This is a genomic window from Fodinibius sp., assembly GCF_034521915.1.
Lineage (GTDB): Bacteria > Bacteroidota > Rhodothermia > Balneolales > Balneolaceae > Fodinibius.
Genome location: NZ_JAXHLU010000008.1, coordinates 62,006 through 81,177, shown reverse-complemented (window position 1 = coordinate 81,177; position 19,172 = coordinate 62,006). Strand labels below are relative to the sequence as shown.

The following is a 19,172-nucleotide window of genomic DNA, read 5'->3' as shown; positions in this document are numbered from 1 at the left end:
CACTTATTACGAATGAAGTTGTGACCAATGCCATAAAACATGCGTTTGAAGACCAAGGAAAAGGCAAAATAGCAATAGAATTGAAGAAGGCTGGCAACCAAATCACCCTCCGAATTAGTGATAACGGAAAGGGTTTTCCTGAAGGATACAGCGCCGAAGGCGGTTCGTTGGGAATGAGCCTCATAGATAAGCTGTGTGATCAGCTTGATGCGGAATATGAATTCACTTCCTCAGAAGAGGGTGGTACAACTTTTACAATGAAATTCAGGCACACTGAGGACAAGTTGTTAAAGACATAATTATATTTGTTTATCAATGTTTAAAGAAAAATCCTGCCTATACTGGTTCCAAAATAGAGATTGAAGATATCATTGGGAATGTATAACACAAAGCCATATTAATTTCTCTCAAATAGGTATTTTTCACGCACAAAAGATCATCGGCCATAAAAGTATGGGAAATATAATAGCTTTTGGAAGTGAATGTTCTACAGAAGTTCTACATCAGCGAAAGTAAAAAAGCTGTAAACCATTGGCGAGCAACGATTTACAGCTTTTAAGTGGTGCCCTGGACTGGAGTCGAACCAGCACTCCCTAAATGGGAACTGACCCCTCAAGCCAGCGCGTCTACCAATTCCGCCACCAGGGCTAAACTACGCTAAAGCTACGTTTAGCTTTAGCCAAATTGCCAGAAGCGGATACCCATTAATCCTCCGTAGCTTTATGCGTAGGAGGGTTCCGCCAGTGCAATAGATTACATCAAACAGTAAATAAAATATGTATTTGTAGAATCCAAATATAGCATTTTGTTGCTTTAAAAGACAAACAACGTGGATAAAAAAATCAGCTCATTAAATTTCCTTATACAATCTCCAAAAGACAGGACTCGCTCTTCCAAAAAGCTTTCTCATGGCCATAAATTCTTTTGTAGTAAAGAGTTTGTTCCGCTTAAAAAAAAGAAGTCCAAAAATTTCGGTTCCTTCCGGTATTTCTCGATTGTTTTGGAGATATTCTTTTTCACTCAAGGCAAATAGTGGAATGGCAATTTCAGCTGGCAGTTGTTGCTCCTCCGAAAACTTAGCCATAATGCCACAACTGTCTGCAGCAACATGATTACACATGTAGGGCTCTTTTGTGGAAAGCAGTTTTTTGTAGGCTTCCTCTTGAACTAAATCTTTGGCGCCATAATCCAGTGGCTGCTTATCGCCGAGACCCATCAACAAGCTCACGTTTTTTTCAATCACCGACCACTGAGAAATAAAATTGATCTGGAAGGTATTTAAAAGTTCTACACAAAATTTACGAGAGATGGTGAAATAGTCACCGTTGACACTTTCCGACATCAATATATTGCCCAGTTTTTTTGTATTGATGTTCAGCTTTTCGGTGATCTCCGGATAATCAAAATTCGTAATAATTTTTGAACGAACGCGATCCATTACCTTTTTCTGATCGTCGCTAAAGAGTTGTTTCCGAATAAAATCTGAAGCCCCGAGATCCAGCGCTTTTTGTTCCTTTTCAACAGTAGGTTTGCCGGTAATAATAAGAACAGGAATTCGCTTTTTATCGGCATCTGCTATTAGTGACTCAAGAAATTCGAGTCCCGACAGCCCCGGCATATGGATGTCGGTCATAATAAGATCGACCTGATTCTTAGAAAGAGTGTCAATACCTTCTTGAGCATTTCTTGCTTGCAGTAATGCGAATTCATCACTAAGCATTTTTTTCAGGACGATGTGCATCGAATCATCATCATCGATGACCAAAATGGTTTCCTTCATGAGGCGTACCTTAAAAAACGTTATCGTTGCTTCTGGACATTACATTTCCGCCAGTTGTTCTTTCACATACTCATTTTCCGGATCCATTTTTTGGGCTTGCTGATAGAATCCCATAGCCTTTTCTTCCTGTCCGGCGCGTTGCAACAAGTCGCCCATTAGAATCCAGTTTTCCACATCTTTCGGATTTTCCTTAATTCGTTTAAGCAGGTATTCATTTGCTTTGCCGGCCTCTCCATTCATAATCATGTACAGCACCTTGTTGCGGTGAGCGGCGGGAGAATCATCCAGATCGATGGCCTTGTCAAAGTCTTCGATGGCCTCGTCGAGATTCTCAAGCTGCATATTTGCAAAGCCCCGCAAGTTATAATAGCCACTGTTTTCATCCTCCAGTTCTATGGCCTTTTCGAGCGCTTCGATACTTTTTTCCCACTGATTGAGCTTCTGAAATACCAGCCCTTCTAAGTGGAAACCATCAGAATATTCAGGTTCTTTTTTCTGTAGTTGGTGAGCAATATCCAGCGCATGGTCAAAGTCGCCTTCGTGCAGTAGTGATAATCCTTCTTCGAGCTGATCTTCGTAGTTCATGAGAAATAGCTGCTTTCGTGGTTAACGGTAAATTCAGTGATGCTTGGAAAGATAAGGAATGTTGAAGCGTTAATCAGATGATTTTGAGGTTGATTTTTCCTCGTCGGTGATATCCTCAAAGTCAGCCTCTTCAATTTGGTCGAAGTGCTTTTTGGAGGTATTTGAGGATTGCGAATTGCGATTTTGCTGGTTTTGTTGCTGCTTATACATCTGATAAAAAAAGCTCGATCCTTTTCTGCTTTTCTTTTTTGAATTGGAAGGCAGAAAAAGTCGACTGATGATCTTGATAAGAAGATACATCAGTAAAAAGAATAAAAGGGTGCGAAAAATCATTATTGCTAATCGGTAATGTGAATATGCGTGTTACCGCGAATAGGCTGGTTAAAAATTTGTTCTTCTATATAATCTAAGTGTTTTTTATTACTAACGAAATCAATCTCTGTTGTATTAATGATCATCAGGGGTGATTTATTGTAATGATGAAAGAAATGATTGTAGGCATCGCTTAATTCTTGCAGGTATGAGCGGGAAATATCGCGTTCATAGTCCCGATCACGTTCTTTAATATTTTGCATCAACCGATCTACGTTGGACTGCAGGTAAATGACGAGATCGGGCTGAGCAGAAATACCGGCCATAATTTTGAAAATAGTGTCGTAGAGCGCTAACTCATCGTCTTCGAGATTGAGCCGGGCAAAAATGCGATCCTTTTCAAAGATATAATCCGAGATCGTCATCTGCTGAAACAGATCCTTGTTGAGCATTTCTTGCTGCTGTTTAAAACGACTGGCTAAAAACGACATCTGAGTAGGAAAGGCATAACGGTCCCGATCTTTATAAAACTTTGGCAGAAAGGGATTTTCTTCAAACTGCTCAAGAACAAGACGCGCATTATTGCGCTCGGTTAACAGTTTGGCAAGGGATGTTTTTCCCACTCCGATGACGCCTTCTATGGCAATAAAATCGAACTCATTTTTCATGGTTACCAACGTAGGTCTGTTTTTTCAAGTCTCAGCTCTGGGGCCTCGGTTGTTAGTTGTGCTATAGAAGTTCCGGTTTTAGGGTCGTTCCAGTCAGGCATAACTTCTGCCAGGGGCGCTAACACAAAAAGTCGTTTCTGATATTCCGGATGCGGAATGATAAGATTATCCGTTTGAATCACCAAGTCGCCATACGAAATTATGTCCAGATCAATTGTGCGGGCACTCCATTTCGGCTGATCGGCGCTGCGCCCGTGTTGCTGCTCAAAATCTTTAAATTTTTTAATCAGCGGCTTAGGATTTTCGTTACTCTCCATTACTACAACAGCATTGTAAAAGTCGCGGGTAGAGGGACCAACCGGTGCGGTAATATAGATCGATGATTTTTGCAGTGGAGATGCTGATTTTTCTTCTAAAAACTCAGCGGCATCTATCAGGTGTTGATGCCGATCTCCTACGTTTGATCCAAGTGCTACAACTACCGTTGCCATTGCATCGTAATCTCAGAATATGCGGTTTCTACGTCGAGGGGTGGGTTAAGCTTGCGTACGGAGACTTTAAGGGATGCAACAGTTGAAAATTTTTCGAAAAGTTGATCCCCAATCCTTTTGGCCAGTGTTTCAATGAGCTTGAGGGATGGGCCGTCCATCACATCTTTAATGATGGCAAGTACCTCTTGATAGTCGATTGTATCTTCAAGTTGATCTGTTTCTCCCGCTTTTCGCAAGTCGGCCGAAAAAACAATATCCACTTCAAAGTCATTACCCTGCTCGCGTTCTTCTTTGTAATACCCGTGATACCCTTTAAACCGGAGACTTTTAAGCGTCAGGGTTTCCATAAATTATAGCGTGGATACTTCAATTTTCTGATGCAGCTCTTCCACAATGCGTTTGTGCTTGGCGGTCGTTTGCATGCGTTCCTCAACAGTGGATATGGCATGGATAACCGTTGAGTGATCGCGTCCGCCAAAATGGAGCCCAATGGTTTTTAAGCTCGAGTCGGTAAATTGCTTTGACAGATACATGGCAATTTGACGAGCTTCTACAATTTCTTGCTTACGCGTTTTTTCGCGCACCTTGTTGGTATCAATACCAAAGTAATCGCAAACATAATCTTGTATCTGCTCAATAGAGATGGTCGTTTGCGACTCCTGAATCATATCTTTGAGCACACGCTTGGCCATCTGTGGTTCTATTTCGTCGACGTGTTCCAGCGATGCGAAAGCCAGTAATTTAATAATGGCCCCTTCCAGGTCACGGACGTTTGACTTGAAATTGTGAGCTATAAACTCAAGTACCTGATGCGATAGCTCAATGCCATTGTCGGAAGCTTTGCGTTCCAAAATAGCATATCGCGTTTCGTATTCAGGAATTTGAAGGTCTGCGCTGAGCCCCCAGCTGAATCTGGAAATAAGGCGTTCTTCGATGTCCGGAACTTCGCGAGGGGCACGGTCACTGCTCAGGATAATCTGTTTGCCATCCTGATGGAGTGCGTTAAAAATATGGAAAAACTCTTCTTGTGTTTTTTCCTTGCCGCTGAAAAACTGGATGTCATCGACAATAAGCACATCGATCTGCCGGTAAAACATTGTGAATTCACTGGCACGATTGTTTCGGATAGCTTGTACAAATTCGTTGGTGAAGCTTTCGGAAGAAATATAGAGGACAGCAAGCTCATCGCCGTGTTCCTGTTTTACCTTGTTGCCAATACTTTGAATAAGGTGCGTTTTACCAAGACCGGTACCGCCGTAAATGAAGAACGGATTAAATGAGCTGCTTCCCGGATTTTCGGCAATGGCCATCGCTGCCGATCGCGCTAGCCTGTTGCAGTCACCTTCAATATAGCGATCAAAAACATAGCTGGAGTTAAGGTTGGAATCGATCTTTGTTTTTTGGATTCCCGGGATGACGAAAGGATTCTCAATTTTGCCCGGACTATATTCCGAATATCCTTTAATCTCTTGGCCCTGATTATTTTCTGGTGGCATGGGGCGTTGTGGAAGACGCACCGACCGGTTGTCAGTATTGTCATCAGACTTTTCGAGTACTACCGAATATTCAAGTTTGCCATCATCGCCTAATACTTTTGCCAGGGTAGATCGCAACATCCCATAATAATGTTCCTCTAACCACTCGTACCAGAACTGACTGGGAACTTGAATTGTAAGTGTGTTTTCTTCCAGCTTTACCGGTTCAATAGGTTCAAACCATGACTTGAACTTCTGGTAGCTGATATTGTCTTTGATGATTTCTAAGCACTGCTCCCACGCAGCCTCGGAAGAAATATTACTCAACGTCCCTTAACCTCTAATAAATTTAAAATTCTTGCTTAAGATACCCTACAGTTATCCACACATTTTTGTGCTGTCCCAATTTTGTGTGAAACGAAGATGATAATTTCGAAGACAGATGTCAAAAAAATATTACTCGTGCGCGCAAAAGTTATCCACATTGCTCTAAACATTATAAATGTATGCGAGGCAATGACTTAGTATTTTATTCACATTTCTATCAAATTCCACTTGACAGTACATAATATTGCGTTAACGATGATTTTACCTAAAAGTAACATACAGAATTTCGTGATAAAAAAGTTTTCCACAAGTTATCCACACCAATATTATGGAGTAAATAGTCCAAAATATGTAACCGATTTTAAGGGGCTGAAAAGTAGGAAAAAAGGTAATTTAGAGCTGTTGAGCTATAATAAAACGAGGTTTTTTATCGTAGTCATTTTCGATACGTGCTGACCACTTCTGCTCGTCGAAAAGAGCTAAAATTTGTTGACTATAATTTTCGTGCAATTCCAAATATAAATAGCCGTTTTCTTTCAGTTTTTGAGATGCAAATTCGATGATGCTGTTGTACATTTTTTCAAGATCATCAAAGAACAATGCTTCGGCCGGTTCATAGTCTTTAACCTGTCGCTCCAGGATATCTTTTTCATCCGGTTTAACATAAGGAGGATTGGAAACGATTAGATCTAAGGGGCCGGGTACGGAAATACTGTGGGGGTTTAAAATATCCCCCTTTGAAAAAGAAACCTCAGCGTCATTTTTTTCAGCATTATTCCGGGCGGTGTTGAGTGCGTCTTCAGAAATATCAATTCCAAAAACTTCCCAATCGGGTTGCTCCATTTTTAATGCGATAGGGATGCACCCCGACCCGGTTCCAATATCGAGAATAGAAAGATCATCCTCTGACTGATGTTCATCAAGAATAATCTCAACAAGCTGTTCGGTTTCAATGCGGGGGATAAGAACCTGTTCATTGACCGAAATACGGGCATTCATAAAGTCGGTATGCCCGACAATATATTGCAGAGGTTCGTGTTGAGCTCTGCGTTTTACCATCGGTCGTAATGTATCGAGTTCCTGGGAGGAAAGTGGTCGGTCAAATTTGAGATACAGATCCAGCCGTTTGATATTGAGCGTCTCGGCCAATAGCCATTCAATACTGTGCCGGGGATCGGGAATGTTTTTCTCCTTAAAAAAATCAGTACCCCATTCCAACATGGAAAGGACTGTCCATTCCTCGACCTTTCTGCTCATATTATGGTATTGAAATTGAAGTAGTTAGGACTCGTCTTCCTCGACTTGTTGCTCTTTCTCTTGCTGTATGGTTAGGCCAAAACGCTTGCTGAAATCTAATATAAAGTCGATTACCTCATCGTCGATTGTGCGTTTTTCTTCGTCCAGTGAGCTACCGCGAAATCCCATGCGTCCACCGGTTTTTTTGAGCTCAAACCGATTTTGTTTGCCGGTAAATTCAATAATACAGGTAAGAGTTACACTTGCATTTATTTGTTTTTCATACTCTTCATAAACAGCAACGTGAACTTCATCACCACTGTCAGATGATTGATATTTATACAAATACTTAGGTTCTATATCATTAAAGAGCTGTTGGGGCATTCTACGCAGTGTATCTGCCGGCCCAAAAACAAGATACTTGCTTACAGTAGCCATAATGTGTTAACTTCAATTGGTAGATTTGATAGGTTGTAAAGAGCCTGAATAAAAGTTTTTATATACTTAGAGTCAAATTTGTTTGTAGGTTCGTATATATTTATTTATAACAGCCTAAATATTTACATAATTTTTTGTTTGAACGATAGTTATCATAATACGTTTATAAATTAGTGAAAGTTCAACACAGCGGCCGTCATACATGAAGAAATCGATGATAAAATATATATTTCCTGTAATTATTCTGACACTGCTCTTGAGTGTTCTTGCCGATACTGCCATTGCCCAGATTAAAGAGCCGGAAGTTATTGAAAAGTCAGACCCTAAAACGCCGTTGTCGGAGGGGTATCATAACGCTCTTGGTTTTGATTTGGTTATTAATAACTTTGGATTTGGAATTGGAGGAACGTATGGTCGCGCGGTAGCTCCATATACAGAAATCACATTTCGTACTGGAATAACCGGCATTAGAGATGCAAGTGAGCAAAACTTCCAGAGTTTTTTAACGGGACAGCAAATTGTACCTAATAAGTATAAACGGGCATTTGGATTTCCATTTTTATTAGGAGTCAAGCAGCGTCTTTTTGCCCGACACATTCAGGATAATATGCGCGTTTTTGTAAGTGCTGCTGGTGGTCCGGCCCTGGCATTTACTTATCCCTATGTTAGTGATACTCCGGTACCCGGACGTGGAGAACCAAATGGATTTCGTGATTTTCAAGTTGGACCCAATGGATTTTTATTCCCCGTTGAGCGTATTAATGACTTTTTCACAGGATGGAGTGAAGGAGAAAGTAAATGGGGATATAGCGGTGCAATTAAGATAGGAGTGGATTTAGGCAGCGAATTTAAGTCACGTACCACCATCGAATTTGGCTATTTCTTCTATTATTTCAATGAAGGGTTGCAAATTATGGAGCCGTACAAACCTACCGAATACAACGCTGATGGCGAACCGGTTTTTGAATCAAGAGTTAAATTCTTTGATGCCCAGAAATACTTTGGTACGCCACAGATTAAATTTACTTTTGGCGGTATGTGGTAGGGTTGCTGACAGGATATCCTATGCCGGATTGAAAAGTTATTTTTCCGGTTCTTTCATTCGCCTATACGCTTCGTACTTGAAAACCTGAATGCTGTATCTTGAATTTCTTTTCTCTTTATCAGTAGATAAAAACCTTGTACCTTTCTCTACAAATTCCACGACAATTAATAAGATATTACAATGAGTTTTATTGAAGAAATTATTGGCCGACAAATTATTGACTCAAGAGGAAACCCTACGGTAGAAGTAGATGTGGTTTTGACAAATGATATGGTAGGTCGAGCGGCCGTACCATCGGGAGCATCTACCGGTGAGCACGAAGCCGTTGAGCTCCGCGATACCGAATCAGATGATTATCTGGGTAAAGGAGTTACCAAGGCCGTTGAAAATGTGAATACAATAATTGCTAATGAGTTGCGGGGATACGAAGTATTTAACCAGGTAGAAATTGATAATACCCTGCTCGAAATTGACGGTACCGAGAACAAAGGAAATTTGGGTGCGAATGCTATTTTAGGCGTATCGCTTGCTGCGGCGGATGCGGCTTCTAATGCCCTTAATTTACCATTGTGGCGATATATCGGTGGCGTAAATGCAAAAGTGCTTCCGCTGCCGATGATGAATATTATCAACGGCGGTTCGCATGCCGATAATAATGTAGACCTGCAGGAATTTATGATTATGCCCAGTGGGGCAAAATCTTTTTCCGAAGCCGTTCGAATGGGATCAGAGATTTTCCATCACCTAAAAAAAGTGCTGAAGAATAAAAATTATAGTACTGCTGTGGGTGATGAGGGCGGTTTTGCCCCCGATTTGGACTCCAATGAAGAAGCGGTAGAAGTAATTTTGAATGCGATTGAAAAGGCCGGCTATATTCCCGGTGATGAAGTAGTGATTGCATTGGATCCCGCTGCCGCTGAATTCTATAATGCCGATAAAGGTGTTTATGAATTTCGATGGAGCGATGGTAGTGAGCGAAACAGTGAAGATATGGTTGAATTCTGGAACAGCTGGGTGGAAAAATATCCCATAGTTTCTATTGAAGATGGCCTTGATGAAAATGATTGGGACGGTTGGAAAAAGTTAACAGATGCAGTGGGCGATAAAGTTCAGCTTGTTGGGGATGATCTTTTTGTAACCAATACCGAGCGGCTGGCACGCGGTATAAAGCAGGGGATAGCCAACTCTATTCTAATTAAAGTAAATCAAATTGGGACTCTTACGGAGACTCTTGATGCCATTGAGATGGCGCATAAGAATGATTATACAGCGGTTATCTCGCATCGATCGGGTGAAACCGAAGACACGTCCATTGCCGATTTAGCGGTGGCAACAAATGCCGGGCAGATTAAGACCGGTTCCATGAGTCGTACTGATCGCATTGCCAAATATAATCAACTGCTGCGAATCGAAGAGCAGCTGGGCGAAAATGCGATCTTTATGGGAAGTGATGCTTTTGGATTTTAAGGTATTTCAAATTACGTAATAAGGATATAATAGCGCGGGTATTTGCTCGCGCTATTTTTTTAGTTGAGTGTAGTTGTCAATGAAGATCACAAATTTAAAACTACAGAATTTTCGTAATCACGAAGAAACCGTGGTTGAGTGGGCACCGCATATGAATGTGATTGTCGGTCAAAATGGGGCGGGCAAGACCAACCTCATTGATGCGATCCACTATCTTTGCATGAGTCGCAGTTTTGTATCCAGCAGTGATATGTATGTGGTAAATCAGGATGCCACTTTTTTTATGATTAAGGGACATTTTGAGGGAAATATACGCGCCAGTTTTGATGTGGGATGTTCCTATTCGCGCGGAGAAGGAAAAAAGATCTTTGTCAATGAAAGTCCGCTTGATCGCCTCTCTGATCTAATTGGGATGGTACCCGTGGTAGTACTTTCTCCTTCCGATAAAAAGTTAACTAGCGAAGGACCAAAGCAGCGCCGATCATTTATTGATTCATTTATCAGCCAGATTTCTCCGGCCTATCTGCAAGACTTGCTTGACTTCCGAAAAGCCCGCAAGCAGCGTAATAAATTGCTGCAGGAGTTCCGGGGAAGTCGTGAGGTGTTGATCGCTTACCTCGAACCTTGGAACGTACAGCTGATGGAATACGGGTCGCGTATTGTGGCTAAGCGTACCGAGGTGTTGAATAAATTCCGGGATTACCTGGCGAAGGAGTACGAGGTGATATCTGGTATGCGGCACGAACCACATCTGGAATATCAGACGTTTTGCGAGCCTTCTGAGGATGAGGAAACGGTAAGAGAGCGTTACCAGACGAAGCTTGAGAAAGAACAGGATCACGAGCTGGAACGAGAATTGACGCTTGTTGGTCCGCACCGCGATGAGATTGTTTTTTATCTTGATGATTTTGAGTTGCGTAAGTATGGCTCCCAGGGGCAACACCGACTGTTTGCTCTTGCTTTGAAACTGGCCCAGCTTTTGTATTTTTCGGATGAGTTGGATGATCTGCCGATATTTCTGCTGGATGATGTGTTTGGTGATCTGGATGCCCAGCGCACTGATGTGTTGTTGAATGCACTTATTGAACATGCCGGACAGACCTTTGTTACGGCGGCCAATCCTATTCCTTTTGATGATTATTTAACCTTTGACGGTGAACGGAATAGAAAATACAAGGTGGAGCAGGGACAGATTTCTGTTGTTAAACCGTAATTAATAGTAGCAGTTATGGGACGATATAAATCAAATTCACCGAAATCCTTGAAGGAGGCACTAAAGGATTTTTTGGATACCTACCCCCATCGCAAAAGATTAAAGCGGGGCATGATTTTATCGCTTTGGGAACAGACGGTAGGCGAACGCATTGCCGAACAGACAGAAAATCTGCATTTTGAACATGGAAACTTAGTGGTTCACGTCAAGAATCCGGCATGGCGGCAAGAAATCCACATGAAGCGCTATAGCATCGCAAAAAAGTTAAATGATCAGGTGGACGAGAAAATAATCAAAGAGATTGTTGTGCGCTCATAATGTATATTTGATCATTGCCATTTGTCCAAATATGATCAATTGATCTGAAAAGTATTTATGGAAAAATCAAAAATTGAGGAATACAAAGAGAAGTTACTGGCGGCATGGGAGTCACTTCTGCAAAAATCAAATGAGGATGAAATTGCTCACGTTGGTCGTGAACGCATTATTGTTTTTTTAGTTGCATTTATTTTAGCACTGACCTTATGGCTGATGGTCAATTTAAGCCGCGATTATACCTTAAATATTGAGTTGCCCATCCAGCTTGGTAATGTACCCGCCGAAAAAGCATTGGTCAAAGATTTCCCTTCTACTGCAACGGTAAGCGTGACGGGAGAAGGCTGGAAGCTGATAAATTTATACAATAATCCCCCTACCATAAATATTGATGTAAGTGATGCAAAGGTAGATTTATTTGATCAGGTGCAACAACAGATGAATGCCATGCTAAATATTAATATTCAGCGTGTGCAGCCACAGAATTTAACCGTACAGCTAGGGGATCGGGCTTCGAAAAAAGTGCCGGTTCGTTCTGCTGTAACCGTTAATTTTAGAGAGCAATATGGTTTTTTGGATCCTCCGACAATAAATCCCGACAGTGTTACGATAAATGGAGCCGCTACACTTATTAAAAATATTGAGGAGTGGTCAACTGATTCAGTTCAAATTAATAATGTTGCTAAGGATATTTCCCAGACCGTGCCTTTGGAGTCGTCGAGTGAACTCATCAATTTGTCGCATAGTGAGGTCGGTTTTGAGGGTGAGGTCGTTGAGTATACCGAAGGTGAGATGCAGGCCAATATAACTACGCGTAACCTGCCGCCGGGACGTATGGTAAGCTATAGCCCCCTTGCTATTACCATTAAATATGATGTGCCTATTGAAGAATACACTGATGTTCAGGATGAAAATCCCTTTGATGTGTATGTGAGTTATCAGCAGATTTTAGAAGATTCTACTGGTTTTGTTACCCCACAGATTGAAGAAAAAAATGAACGATATCATATCAGGCTGCGATCATTTCAACCGCGACGCGTAGCGTATTTTATTGTGCTGGATAATTAATAATCCAATTAGGCAACTTCGTCCAGCTCTTCTTCGAATGGCTTGATCACTTCTTCTACGGAACGGGTATCTTCAAAATAATTGAGGATTTTCAGCATAACCTCATCTACCAACACGTCGGGACATGAAGCCCCCGAAGTGAGGGCAATATTTACCGGCTGATCTTTGGATGACAGCCAGTTTTCTGTTTCCTTGATCTCTTTCTCCCACTGGTTAAAGTGCCGGATTTTCTCGGGAGATTCGATTTCCTCAGCATCCCGAATGTGATAAGTTGGGAAAGCGTCTTCCAAAATTTCAACCAGGTGCATGGTGTTCGACGAATTATATCCGCCTACCACAATCGACAGATCGGAATCGGTTTCCGCTAAAGCCAGCGTTGCCGACTGATTTTCATTCGTTGCATAGCAAAGCGTATCCGAAGTATCGGCAAAGTGATCGAGAATATCGGCCTCACCATATTTTTCAATAGCCGCTTCTTTAAGAATTTCCATCACTTCCTCCGTTTCGGTGGCCAGCATCGTTGTCTGATTGATGACCCCAAAGTGCTCCAGATCTTTCTGCGGATCAAAACTATCCGTGCTTTTATGGCCAAAATACTCTTCAAAGTCCGACTGCGGACGATCGCCGGTCATAATATCCGCTAAAATATGGGCTTCTTCGGGATTTAGAACAACCACACATTCCGAGTGATCTGCACTGTGCGAAAAGGTAGCTCGCGTTTCTTCGTGACGGTGCTTGCCGTGGATAACCAGCGAATATCCTTTTTTGCCGAGTTGTTTACCCCGTCGCCAAACCTTCTCCACAAAAGGACAGGTGGTATTGTATTCATAAGGATCGATGCCCTGCTTCTTTAGCTTTTGCTGTATTTCAATAGTTGTTCCAAACGCGGGGACAATCACAATATCATTTTCGTCCAGCGACTCAATGGGGATCAGCTCAGTACCGTCCGTTTCAAATAGAAATTTAACGCCCCGTGCCTGCAGATCTTCATTCACTGTTGGGTTGTGAATCATCTCGCTCAGCAGGTAGATATCCTTATCCGGATAGTTTTTTACGGTGTCGTAAGCGATATCAATAGCATTTTCCACGCCATAGCAAAAGCCAAAATGCCGTGGTACAAAAAACCGAACAGGACCAAAATCGAGCACACTGGGCTCCATATCTTTCTTGGTGGGATCCATCACCTTATTGGCATCTTTGACCTTGCTAATGATCGGCGATTGATAAATATCCGGGATGTTGAATTTCTTGCGAGCCATAACTATTTGCTGGATTTGATTTAGCTCCGAAATATACGGAGATGAGCGGGAAACATCACAAAGAATAACAGTAAATCAGGTGCGAACGATCAGTAGAATCGTAAGTGAATTGTATGATCAAAATTCTCTAAAGAGATGTTTTTATCTTACTACTCGAGGTCTTTGCAAAACTATACTGTCATCGCGCCTTGTCCCGCCCATGCGGGGAATGTAATGCAGCGATCTCCTTTTAGAAGCTTTGATCGGGAGATTGCCTGCCTATGCCGAAGCTTTTGTAACATCATAAGCCATATTTTATAGAAGGCTCCGCGCAGGCAGGCTTCTCAGGCTCGCAATGACAAGCTTAATTTTCGGGTTTTGCAAAGGCCTCTACTCAAGACTCACTACTCACAATGATCTCAAACTTCAGCCACTTCATCCAGCTTAACACCAACAAGGCGGCTGATGCCTGTTTCGGGCATCGTTACGCCATACATCATCTCGGCTTTGCTCATGGTCTTTTTGTTGTGCGTGATGATGATGAATTGGGTTTCTTCGCTAAAATTTCGAACCATATCTGCGAAACGCTCAATATTTGCGTCATCTAATGGAGCGTCCACCTCGTCAAGAACACAGAACGGAGAAGGCTTAACGAGATAGATGGCAAACAATAGCGCAATAGCGGTAAGCGTTTTCTCTCCCCCCGATAGCTGGTTAATAGTGGAGGGACGCTTGCCTTTGGGATTGGCCTTGATTTCAATGGTTGCATCGAGCGGATCTTCGGCTTCTTCGTCAATTATAAGATCGCAGTAATCATCCTCATTAAACAGTGTGTGGAATACTTTCTGGAAGTTGACACGGATTTTTTCGAACGTTTTATTAAACCGCTCAACAGCTGTTTTGTTAATCTCATCAATGGTTTCCTGAAGCTCCTTAGCAGCCTGGTGTAAATCGCCGACCTGCTCTTCGTAAAAATCGAGCCGCTCTTTTTCCTCTTCGTACTCTTCGATGGCCAGCGGATTCACTTCTCCAATTTTATTGAGCTTCTGTCGTAGCCAGGAAATGCGTTCTTTAGCCTCATCAGGCTCGGTATCATCGGGCAATTCTTTGTCAATCTGATCCATTAAAACGTCGTAGGTTTCCCAGATATGATCAGAGAGATTTTCGATCTGCATCTCGTACTTCTCTTTTGACATCGCAAGGTGATGGACGAGCTCCATATTGACCTCCTTGCGTCGGCGAACTTCCTTCAGATCTTTCTCAATTTCATTAATGCGTCCGCGCTGCTTACCCGAAGCTTCCTCGGCCTGTTCCAGCTGCTTGTCAGCCTCCTGCTTTTTCTCTTTAAGCGTGCTGAGTTCGTCTTCAAGCTGCTCAATGGTTGATCGGTACTTGGTGATACGTTCTTTGGCTTCTTCGGTCTTCTCCGAGCGAATTTTAAGTCGTTTCTTAAGGTTTTTAATCCCTTCCTGCGCTCGTTTAATATCCCGCTCGTGATTCTCAACTTTATTCTTCAGATCTTGATGCTTTAGCTGGGCATCATTATATCGGCTTTGAGCTATGGAGCGTTCTTCATCAAGTTCCTGCAGTGCTTCCTTCTTCTCCTCTTGCTGTTCATGCAGATCCTTTAGCTTTTGTTGCAATTCTTTTTGTTTGGGTTGCAGTTCATCCAACTCTTGTTTAGAGGAATCCTCGTTATCAATGAGTGACTCGCGTCGATTTTCGAGTTCCCCTATGTTTTTCTGATAGATCTCAATCTTGTGCTCAAAGCTGTTGATATTATTTTCGATCTTTCGGACTTGCTGCTCTTTCTCTTTGAGCTCTTGCTCCAGTTCGTTTAGATCAATAGCTTCATATTGCTGTTGGACTTCCTCGAGCTGTTCTTCGGATGATTGAATCTCACTGCTGATAGAGCCCGCCTTATCTTCCAGTTTGGATATCTTATCCTTTAAGCCAACACGAATACCGGCATTTTTGCTTTTGCTTCCACTCTTTAAAAATTGTGTATTGGTGATAACTTCACCGTCATATGTTACTCCCGTTTGGCCGTCATTTTCAAGTGAGGAGTAAGCTTCATCTACAGAGTCGAAAATGCGAACATTTCCCAGTAAAAGTTCTTTTAAAGCACTGAATTTCGATTTGGTTTCGACTTGCTTGGCCAGGGAACCAGAAACCGTTTGATACGAGTCGGAAAGTTGATTGAGAGGAATAAACGTTGCCCGGCCTTTATTGTTTTCTTTAAGCAGCGTGGCTGCTTTTCGGGCGTCATCGAGTGTGTCGACTACCACATAATTAAGCGCATCAGCCAAGACGGCCTCAAGGGCAACAGCGTGTTTTTCATCCGTTGAAAGCAGGTTTGACACGACGTCTAATTGATTAAACTGCTCGGCATGATTTTCCAAAAGGAACTGAACACTGCTTGGAAAGGCTTCATTGGAGTTTGCAATATCCTGCAGCAGTTCGATCTCAGACTGTACCGAATCCAACTTGCTTTGATGACTGCGGATCTGATCTTTGAGTGTATTTTGTTTTGTACTAAGCTCTTCGCGCTGCTCGCGAGCAGATTGCAGTTTTTCCTGTTGCTCGTCGCGTTTTGATTTTGCTTTCTTTAGTTTTTCTTGGGCCAGCTTTTTCTCCCCGCGAAAATTCATGATCTCATCTTCAAGATCTTCAATCTCTTCACGAATACGAACTAAATCACCTTCTGTATTTTCCAGACGTGATTCAATTTTAATTCGCTTAGTCTGCAGGTCGTTGAGATCCTGGTTCGCCTGAGAAAAGTCTTGTTCCAGCTGATTTAGCTCTTCTTGTTCTTTGTTGTACTGCTGTTGAATTTCGGAGTAGCGCTCCTTGGATTCTGCAAGATTTTTTTCTGCTTTTTCAAGATCGTCATCGAAGGTAGCCAGTTTCTTTTTGCTGCTTTTAAAGGCTTCCCGGAGATCCTCCAAGTCCTTTTCGCTCTGCTCAATATCGTTGGTGTACTGCTCAATTACGTTTTCTTCATTGGAGATCTTTTCCTGCGTAATCTCGAGTGATGTTTCGGTATCCCTGATTTTAGAATTGAGCTGACTAACCCGTCGTTGTGCTTCAGACTGTTGCCGCTCTTTTTCATTAAGTGCTTTGCGAGCTTCTTCGGCTTCCTCTTCAAGCTTTTCTGCCTTTGCAACAATTTCCTTCTTTTCTTTGTCCGCATTCTCAATACGTTCTTCAAGCGGCTCGAGCTCTTCTTTTATCTTAAGGTATTCGTGCTTGTTTAACGCCTTGTCGAGATGTTCTAACTCCTTCTTGTATTTCTTTGCCTTTTGAGCTTTTTCGGCCTGTTTTTCGAGGGAATTTGTTTTCTTTCGAACCTCAACCAGAATATCTTCAACGCGCTGCAGATCGGCTTGGGTTTCGTCGAGCTTGCGAAATGTTTTCTTTCGTTTTTCCTTATATCGGGTAACGCCTGCGGCTTCCTCAAAAAGTCGACGACGATCATTATTATTGTCATTAAGAATTTCTTCGACCATCTTCAGCTCAATTACCGAGTAAGCGTCCGAGCTCATCCCGGTATCCATAAACAGGTCGGTGATATCCTTTAGCCGGCAGGTCGTCCCGTTGATGAGGTACTCACTTTCCCCCGACCGATACAAGCGTCGACCAATGGTAACTTCGTTATATTCGGTGGGCAGCAGGCCTTTGTTATTGATAAACGTAAGGTAGACCTCTGCCATACCCAGGGCATTCTTCTTGGCAGTCCCGTTAAAGATAACGTTCGACATGCTTGAAGAGCGAAGTAGGGTAGGGCGCTGTTCGCCGAGGACCCATCGCATGGCATCAACAATATTGGATTTGCCGCAGCCGTTGGGTCCTACAATTGCTGTTATGCCTTTATCAAAAGTGACATTGGTTTTGTAGGCAAAACTCTTGAAGCCCTGAAGTTCAAGTTCGGATATATACATTTACAGGTTACAAGTTACGGGTTTCAGGTTAGTTATAACCTTGGCTCTGTATTAATAACATCAAAATTCAATTAGTACTAAAAAAGGATACAGCTAAATTAAAAATTAATTTCCTAAGGAAGGTTCTTAAATCTATTTGGCTATCAAAAATTGAGGTCTATGCCACATAAGGAAACTTTAAACATGCAACCTGTATCCTGCAACTTAGATCAGACGGTCATGATTTCTTTTTCCTTCTTCTCAGAAAGGTCTTCCACCTTGTCGGTATGCTGATCGGTTAATTTTTGAATTTCATCTTCGGCCTCATAGAGAGAATCTTCAGGAAGTGATTCTTTCTGTACTTTCTTTTTGACCTCATCGTTGGCATCACGACGAGTATTACGGATTGAAATGCGTGCTTCTTCAGCAAGTTCATTTACACGCTTCACAAGTTCTTTACGTCGTTCTTCAGAAAGTATTGGTAACGGTATCCGAATAATATTTCCATCATTATTTGGATTTAATCCCAACCCGGCAGCCATAATGGCCTTTTCGATATCTTCCATGGCAGATTTATCAAACGGTTCTACGGTAAGGAGACGAGCTTCGGGAGCACTGACGTTTGCCAACTGGTTTAACGGTGTTTGCGATCCATAATAATCAACCTTTACACCATCAAGAATCGAAGGTTGAGCTTTACCGGCGCGAATATGAGATAGTTCTTTTTTATAGTGTGCGACAGCCTGATTCATTTTTTTATCAGCAGATTTAATAATGGGCTCTAACTCTGGTGGTATCATAATATTCGCGTGTTGTTTAATTCTTTTTTGATGATGCTATTGTTTAATCAAAATGAATTTAAGAAATCTACGAATCTTCCCAAACCACCTTTGTTCCGACTGATGTATCTTCCTGTAAGACTTTTTTCAGGTTTCCAACTTTGTTCATATCAAAAACGATGATAGGCGTTTTATTTTCGCGACATAGAGTAAATGCTGTTAAATCCATAATATCCAGCTGCCGACTAAGCACTTCTTCGCCGGTAATAGTGGGAAATTTTTCAGCATCGGGATTAAGTTCCGGATCAGAATCAAAAATACCGTCAACACGAGTTCCTTTGAGAATAATATCAGCTTCAATTTCGATTGCGCGAAGTGAAGCAGCCGTATCAGTCGTGAAATAGGGATTTCCGGTACCGGCACCAAAAATCACAACCCGTCCTTTTTCGAGGTGTCGGGTGGCACGACGGCGAATATAGGGCTCGGCGATTTCTTCCATCCTGATGGCCGACATCAGGCGCGTTTGTACCCCCATTCGTTCCATAGAATCCTGCAGAGCCATACTATTAATCATGGTAGCAAGCATGCCCATATAATCGCCTTGTACGCGATCCATACCTTCTGTAGCGCCCTTGACACCTCTAAAGATATTTCCTCCTCCTACGACGACAGAGACCTCGAATCCTTCGTCATGAATAGACTTGATTTCCTCAGAGTACTGGGTAAGAATATCTCCGTCAATGCCGTGTCCCTGTTCACCTAAAAGTGCTTCTCCGCTTACTTTTAATAAAATCCGATGATATTTGCTCTTCACT

19 protein-coding genes and 1 tRNA gene are annotated in these 19,172 nt (G+C 42.2%); 6 read left to right on the top strand and 14 right to left on the bottom strand.

Annotation, left to right across the window (positions count from 1 at the left end; genetic code table 11):
• On the top strand, positions 1-299 hold a 299-nt coding region (locus tag U5J89_RS06510; RefSeq protein WP_322574795.1), incomplete at its 5' end, for a sensor histidine kinase.
• A gap of 261 nt (positions 300-560) precedes the next feature.
• Here the strand turns inward: U5J89_RS06510 and U5J89_RS06505 are convergent.
• The 10 genes from U5J89_RS06505 to U5J89_RS06460 form a co-directional block, all read right to left on the bottom strand.
• Positions 561-648: transfer RNA gene (locus U5J89_RS06505), tRNA-Leu, on the bottom strand.
• Positions 649-850: 202 nt separating this feature from the next.
• Complete coding sequence (locus tag U5J89_RS06500; protein WP_322574794.1) at positions 851-1,780, bottom strand: response regulator; 930 nt, start codon at positions 1,778-1,780, stop codon at positions 851-853.
• A 39-nt stretch (positions 1,781-1,819) separates the two neighbouring features.
• A complete protein-coding gene (locus U5J89_RS06495; RefSeq protein ID WP_322574793.1) occupies positions 1,820-2,365 on the bottom strand; it encodes a tetratricopeptide repeat protein in 546 nt (181 codons plus the stop codon).
• Between the two features lie 69 nt (positions 2,366-2,434).
• Positions 2,435-2,698 (bottom strand): hypothetical protein, encoded by a 264-nt coding sequence (locus U5J89_RS06490; protein WP_322574792.1) that lies wholly within the window; start codon positions 2,696-2,698, stop codon positions 2,435-2,437.
• A gap of 5 nt (positions 2,699-2,703) precedes the next feature.
• Positions 2,704-3,345 (bottom strand): deoxynucleoside kinase, encoded by a 642-nt coding sequence (locus U5J89_RS06485; protein ID WP_322574791.1) that lies wholly within the window; start codon positions 3,343-3,345, stop codon positions 2,704-2,706.
• Between the two features lie 2 nt (positions 3,346-3,347).
• On the bottom strand, positions 3,348-3,836 hold the full coding sequence (gene folK, locus U5J89_RS06480; protein ID WP_322574790.1) for a 2-amino-4-hydroxy-6-hydroxymethyldihydropteridine diphosphokinase: 489 nt from the start codon (positions 3,834-3,836) through the stop codon (positions 3,348-3,350).
• Positions 3,824-4,183 (bottom strand): dihydroneopterin aldolase, encoded by a 360-nt coding sequence (folB, locus tag U5J89_RS06475; protein ID WP_322574789.1) that lies wholly within the window; start codon positions 4,181-4,183, stop codon positions 3,824-3,826. Before folB ends, folK begins: the two co-directional genes overlap by 13 nt.
• Before the next feature lie 3 nt (positions 4,184-4,186).
• Positions 4,187-5,638 carry a chromosomal replication initiator protein DnaA gene (dnaA, locus tag U5J89_RS06470; RefSeq protein ID WP_322574788.1) on the bottom strand — a complete coding sequence of 484 codons (1,452 nt, stop codon included), beginning with the start codon at positions 5,636-5,638 and terminating at the stop codon, positions 4,187-4,189.
• A gap of 393 nt (positions 5,639-6,031) precedes the next feature.
• Positions 6,032-6,895 carry a peptide chain release factor N(5)-glutamine methyltransferase gene (prmC, locus tag U5J89_RS06465; RefSeq protein WP_322574787.1) on the bottom strand — a complete coding sequence of 288 codons (864 nt, stop codon included), beginning with the start codon at positions 6,893-6,895 and terminating at the stop codon, positions 6,032-6,034.
• 24 nt (positions 6,896-6,919) lie between these two features.
• Positions 6,920-7,312: a hypothetical protein gene (locus tag U5J89_RS06460; protein ID WP_322574786.1), complete on the bottom strand. Its 393-nt coding sequence runs from the start codon at positions 7,310-7,312 to the stop codon at positions 6,920-6,922.
• Between the two features lie 202 nt (positions 7,313-7,514).
• Between U5J89_RS06460 and U5J89_RS06455 the strand changes: the two genes are divergently transcribed.
• The 5 genes from U5J89_RS06455 to U5J89_RS06435 all read left to right on the top strand — a co-directional run bounded on the left by U5J89_RS06455 (position 7,515) and on the right by U5J89_RS06435 (position 12,420).
• Positions 7,515-8,357, top strand: a complete 843-nt coding sequence (locus U5J89_RS06455) for a hypothetical protein (RefSeq protein ID WP_322574785.1) — start codon at positions 7,515-7,517, stop codon at positions 8,355-8,357.
• A gap of 180 nt (positions 8,358-8,537) precedes the next feature.
• Positions 8,538-9,824 carry a phosphopyruvate hydratase gene (eno, locus tag U5J89_RS06450; protein ID WP_322574784.1) on the top strand — a complete coding sequence of 429 codons (1,287 nt, stop codon included), beginning with the start codon at positions 8,538-8,540 and terminating at the stop codon, positions 9,822-9,824.
• 79 nt (positions 9,825-9,903) lie between these two features.
• Positions 9,904-11,037: a DNA replication/repair protein RecF gene (gene recF, locus U5J89_RS06445; protein WP_322574783.1), complete on the top strand. Its 1,134-nt coding sequence runs from the start codon at positions 9,904-9,906 to the stop codon at positions 11,035-11,037.
• A gap of 15 nt (positions 11,038-11,052) precedes the next feature.
• On the top strand, positions 11,053-11,355 hold the full coding sequence (locus U5J89_RS06440) for a DUF721 domain-containing protein (protein ID WP_095606217.1): 303 nt from the start codon (positions 11,053-11,055) through the stop codon (positions 11,353-11,355).
• 57 nt (positions 11,356-11,412) lie between these two features.
• Entirely contained in the window at positions 11,413-12,420 is a 1,008-nt protein-coding gene (locus U5J89_RS06435; protein ID WP_322574782.1) for a YbbR-like domain-containing protein, read from the top strand.
• Between the two features lie 8 nt (positions 12,421-12,428).
• On the opposite strand, the gene U5J89_RS06430 is transcribed toward U5J89_RS06435, so the two are convergent.
• From U5J89_RS06430 to pyrH, 4 genes are all read right to left on the bottom strand, one after another.
• The gene (locus tag U5J89_RS06430; protein WP_322574781.1) at positions 12,429-13,679 is read right to left on the bottom strand and encodes a 4-hydroxy-3-methylbut-2-enyl diphosphate reductase; all 1,251 of its coding nucleotides are present in this window, start codon (positions 13,677-13,679) and stop codon (positions 12,429-12,431) included.
• 398 nt (positions 13,680-14,077) lie between these two features.
• On the bottom strand, positions 14,078-17,599 hold the full coding sequence (gene smc, locus U5J89_RS06425; protein ID WP_322574780.1) for a chromosome segregation protein SMC: 3,522 nt from the start codon (positions 17,597-17,599) through the stop codon (positions 14,078-14,080).
• A gap of 209 nt (positions 17,600-17,808) precedes the next feature.
• Complete coding sequence (gene frr, locus U5J89_RS06420) at positions 17,809-18,378, bottom strand: ribosome recycling factor (RefSeq protein ID WP_322574779.1); 570 nt, start codon at positions 18,376-18,378, stop codon at positions 17,809-17,811.
• Between the two features lie 67 nt (positions 18,379-18,445).
• A complete protein-coding gene (gene pyrH / locus U5J89_RS06415) occupies positions 18,446-19,171 on the bottom strand; it encodes a UMP kinase (protein ID WP_322574778.1) in 726 nt (241 codons plus the stop codon).
• Position 19,172 lies beyond the last annotated feature (1 nt).